This is a genomic window from Mitsuaria sp. TWR114, assembly GCF_007997345.1.
Window position 1 is genome coordinate 1 of sequence record NZ_VOSR01000423.1, and the last position, 4604, is coordinate 4604.

4 protein-coding genes are annotated in these 4604 nt (G+C 70.1%); 2 read left to right on the forward strand and 2 right to left on the reverse strand.

Going from position 1 to position 4604, the window contains the following annotated elements:
* Positions 1-419 (forward strand): methyl-accepting chemotaxis protein (locus FUT87_RS15655; protein WP_255511866.1); only part of this gene is annotated, 419 nt, incomplete at its 5' end.
* A gap of 87 nt (positions 420-506) precedes the next feature.
* Here FUT87_RS15655 and FUT87_RS15660 read toward each other — a convergent pair.
* Positions 507-2951: a glycosyl hydrolase family 95 catalytic domain-containing protein gene (locus FUT87_RS15660; RefSeq protein WP_147241609.1), complete on the reverse strand. Its 2445-nt coding sequence runs from the start codon at positions 2949-2951 to the stop codon at positions 507-509.
* A 467-nt stretch (positions 2952-3418) separates the two neighbouring features.
* On the opposite strand from FUT87_RS15660, the gene FUT87_RS15665 reads away from it, so the two are divergent.
* Positions 3419-3643: a hypothetical protein gene (locus tag FUT87_RS15665; protein ID WP_147241610.1), complete on the forward strand. Its 225-nt coding sequence runs from the start codon at positions 3419-3421 to the stop codon at positions 3641-3643.
* Positions 3644-3734: 91 nt separating this feature from the next.
* Here FUT87_RS15665 and FUT87_RS28890 read toward each other — a convergent pair.
* Positions 3735-4604, reverse strand: an 870-nt coding sequence (locus FUT87_RS28890) for a patatin-like phospholipase family protein (protein WP_404935409.1), incomplete at its 5' end; no start/stop codon positions are given.

Consider the following 4604-nt stretch of genomic DNA (forward strand, 5'->3'; position numbering starts at 1 on the left):
CGGTGGAAGCCGCGCGCGCCGGGGAACAGGGCCGCGGCTTCGCGGTCGTGGCCAGCGAGGTGCGCGCGCTCGCGCAGCGCAGCGCGCAGGCGGCCAAGGAGATCAAGACGCTGATCTCGGACAGCGTCGAGAAGGTCGACGCCGGCGGCGAGCTGGTGCAGGAGGCCGGCCGCACCATGGGCGAGGTGCTGTCGCAGGTGCGCAAGGTCACCGACCTGATGGGCGAGATCAACGCCTCCACCGAGCAGCAGACCCAGGGCATCGTGCAGGTGAACGAGGCGGTGGCGGCGATCGATCGCGGCACACAGCAGAACGCGGCCCTGGTCGAGGAAAGCGCCGCGGCGGCCGAGAGCCTGCGCCAGCAGGCCCTGGCGCTGACGGAGGCGATCTCCCGGTTCAAGGTGGCCACGCCGACCTAGGCGTCGCGGCATCAACGCACCCCGCTGCCGCGGGATGTGAACCGGCATCGCCATGCTGCTCTGCACCTGGGCGGCCGGGCACCAGGACTAGCCGATCCCCGGTGGCGACTGGCGGGAGAACGCCCCGCCGTCGAGGGTCGCCCTCCCTCGGTGATCCAGCATCACCGTCATCCGGCGCCCCTCATGGCGCAGCAGGATCTTCGTACCGGCAGGGCCGCGAAGCGACAGCCGAACGGGACGGCTGTCGCGCCATTCGATGTCCAGGTCCAGGCCGCCGCGCACGCGCATGCCACGCACGGCGCCCTGGGACCACGCCTGGGGCAGCGCGGGCAGCAGATGGACCTCGCCGCCCCACGACTGCACCAGCATTTCGAGCATGCCGGCGGTGCCGCCGAAGTTGCCGTCGATCTGGAATGGCGGATGGGCGTCCAGCATGTTGGGGTAGGTGCGCTGGGGCCCGAGCAGCGTCTTCAGTACCTGGTGGGCATGGTCGCCTTCCCCCATGCGCGCCCACAGGCACAGCCGCCAGGCCGTGCCCCAGCCGGTCGCCAGGTCGCCGCGCTGTCGCAGGCTGGTCTTGGCCGCGTTCAGCAGCTCGGGGGTGTCGCGCGGATTGATCTGACTGCTCGGATAGACGGCGTACAGGTGCGAGACATGGCGATGCTGCTGGTCCGGCGCGCCGGCATCCCAGTCCTCCAGCCACTCCTGGAGTTGCCCCTGCCGGCCGATGCGGTCGGGTGCCAGCGCTGAGCGCGCGGCCGCCACGCGGTCCAGGAAGTCCGCATCGGCACCCGACAGCCGGCCGGCATGCACGGTGCGGTCAAACAGGTCGCGCAGGATCTGCCGGTCCATCGCCGGGCCGGCGCACAGCGATGAGCCGTGGGGATGCCAGTTCTCGGGCGAGATGGACGGCGAGGTGACGAGGCCGCGGCCCTCCTTGTCTTTCACGAGCGTATCCAGGAAGAACTGTGAAGCGCCCTCCAGCAGCGGATACAGCCGCTTGAGCAGCGCGGCGTCGCGCTGGTGATCCCAGTGGTCCCACAGCGTGTTGCAGAGCCAGGCGCCACCGCAGGGCCACAGACCCCACAGCGGGCCGTCGATCGGCGCCGCGGCCCGCCACAAGTCGGTGTTGTGGTGCGCCACCCAGCCACGCGCGCCATACATCGTCCTGGCGGTCTGCGCGCCAGTGACGGCCAGTTCCTCCACCATGCGCAGCAGCGGCTCCACGCAGTCGCCCAGCGCCGCCGCGTCGGCGGGCCAGTAGTTCATCTCGGTGTTGATGTTGATCGTGTACTTGCTGCCCCAGGGCGGATTCACGCCCTCGTTCCAGATGCCCTGCAGGTTGGCCGGCTGCGTGCCGGGGCGCGATGAGGCGATCAGCAGATAACGGCCGTACTGCAGGTACAGCGCGGCCAGTGCCGGGTCGTCGGACTTCTCGGCGGCGGCGATTCGCTCATCGGTGGGCCGCCCTGCGGCGGGCGTGCGACCCAAGTCCAGCGTGAAGCGGCGGTACAGCGACTGGTGGTCGCGCACGTGGTCGCGGCGCAGCGCGGCGTAGGGCTTGGCGGCTGCGGCCTCGGTGTGCCGGCGCACCGTGGCGACGGGATCGCCGCTGGTGTCGCGGAAGTTGACGTAGCTGGTGGCGGCCGCGATCAACAGCGTCGCGTTGCGGGCACCGCTGACGCGCAGCCGGCCCTCGGGTGTCACCTCGACGCGGCCGTCGGTGACGACCTTCACGCGCATCGCGTAGGTCAGTCCCGGGGCCGTGTCGGGGCCGGCCTCATTGCGGCCGGTGACGAGCAAGGCCCCCTGGTCGTCGGCAACTTTCACGTGATCGGGTTGCTCGAAGCCAGCCTCTTCGCGCTGCATCCAGTCGACCGGCTGGTCCGCCACCAGCACCGTCGCGGAGCCCTGGTAATCGGGGCTGGCGTACGTCGCCTTGCGCGGCCCGCGGCAGGCGAGTTCGAAGGCGATGCGCCCGCGCGCGGCCTGCAGGTTCAGCACCACGACCTGATCGGGCGCGGACACGAAGGCCTCGCGCCGCATCGAGACGCTCGCGCTCTCGTGGCGCAAGGTGGCGATGGCGGTGTCCAGGTCCAGCTCGCGGTGGTAGGTGCGCGGCGCCTCGGCGCCGTCGAAGTCGAGCAGCAGGTCCCCCAGCGAGCCATAGGCCATCTGCCATAGCGGGCGGGCCATCATCCTGGCGCTGGCTAGGTCCGTGGCCTCCTTGTAGCGGCCTTCGTCGAGCAGGCGACGCACCTCGGGCAGCGCGGCCAGGGCCTCGGCGTTGTCGGGCGTGTACGGAGCCCCTGCCCACAGCGTGTCCTCGTTGAGTTGCAACCGCTCCTGACCCACGCGGCCGAAGACCATCGCGCCGAGCCGGCCATTGCCCAGCGGCAGCGCCTCCTCCCAGCGCGTGGCGGGACGCCGGTACCAGAGCAGATGGTCGGCCCGCTCCTGCGCGCGTCGCGGCGCCGAGGCGGTCAGGCCAGAAGCGCCAGCGAGCGGCACAGCCACGGCTGCGGCCAGCATGCTGCGGCGGGTGAAAAGGGGGCGTCGTGAGAGGGTCATGTCGTGCTCAAGGGCTGCGGTTGCGGAGTGATCGGCCCCGGCAGGATGACCGCGGATCCCACCGCGCTCCCTAGGTGTTTGTATTGGTAAGTCCAGACAACTTATCTTCGTACACTGGTAATACCAATCTAGCTACGACTACATCCACTGCCGTAAACGCTTCCATTCGTCGGAGAGATCGTCGACACGCTGCGCGAGTTCCGCGCCGCACGCTGCCCGTCGACGTGATGGTGCAGGACTGGCGGTACTGGGGCCGCCATGGCTGGAACGCGATGCGCTTCGACGAGGACCGGCAGTCAACACCGGCCGCAGCATGCCGGCAGGTGCGGTGACCGAATCCAAGTCATGAAATGCCAGGGTCAGGCCCTTGCACTTGCTGCGATGCTGCATAAAGTCGCGCCGTGTTCGTCCAGCTCGTGAGGTCCAGCATGAGTTCGATCGCCATGACCGTGTTCCTCGACTCGTCCCCCGGGGAACTTGTCGACCTGCCACACGCCGGCTCCGGCCTGGAGCATCCGCTGGTCTTCGACAGCGCCGCGCGCGAGATCCGCCAGCTCGCCGCCGACGGCCGCGTCGAGGTGGTCGAGCAGCGCGTCAAGACGGTGGGGAACGACACGCTGATCGAGGAATTGCGCTTTCGGCGGTTGAGCTGATCTCGAAGGCCACGCGGCGGTCGCGGTGTCGCGCCGCGGACGGCAAAGTCCGCCGCCGCCGCCGGTCGACCGTCGACCCTGCGTCCCAGGGTCAGGCCTTGCCGCCCTTACCCGCCTTGCCCGGCGCCTTCGCCACTGCCTTCTCCGGCGCCTTCACTGGCGCCTTGACCGCCGGCCGCGCGTTGCGCACCCGGTTGGCCAGGAACACTTCGCCGATGTCCAGCGTGCTGTCGTGGCCGACGTGCCGCGCGCAGGTCGTCAGCCATTTGTCGGCGGCCTCGCGGCCGAGCACGAACAGCGTGGTCAGCAGCCGCGGGTCGGTGTTGAGCTTGCTCGACGCGCCGAAGGGCGCCAGGCCGTCCTCGTCGGCGATGCGGTGCAGCCGCATCTGCTTGTAGCGCGTCGGATCGATGCGCCGGTCGCGCAGCAGCCGCTGCACGAAGGCGATCGCGCGCAGCTCCGCCACCAGGCTCGCGTTGAAGGTGATCTCGTTGATGCGGTCGTCGATCTCGGACGCGGTGCGGGGAATGCCCGCGTGCTCACGCGGATTGATCTGGATCAGCAGCACGTCGTCGGAGTGGGTGCCGTAGACCAGCGGCCACAGCGCCGGGTTGCCCGAGAAACCGCCGTCCCAGAAGGGCTCGCCGTCGATCACCACCGTTTGCGCGCTGTGCGGCAGGCAGGCCGAGGCCATCAGCGCCTCGATGCCCAGGTCCTCCCCGCTGAACACCCGCGGCTGGCCGGTGCGCACCGAGGTGGCGGTGACGAAGACCTTGATCGGTCCCTCGCGCAGCGCGTCGACATCGACATGGCGTCGCACGATGTCCCGCAGCGGATCGAGGTTGAAGGGATTGAGCTGGTAAGGGCTCCACAGCCGCAGCCAGGCGTCCCAGGCCGCCATGCCGGGCCAGGCGCTGCGGTTGAAGACCCAGGCCGGCGTCTCGCGCCGCGCGGCCTCCTC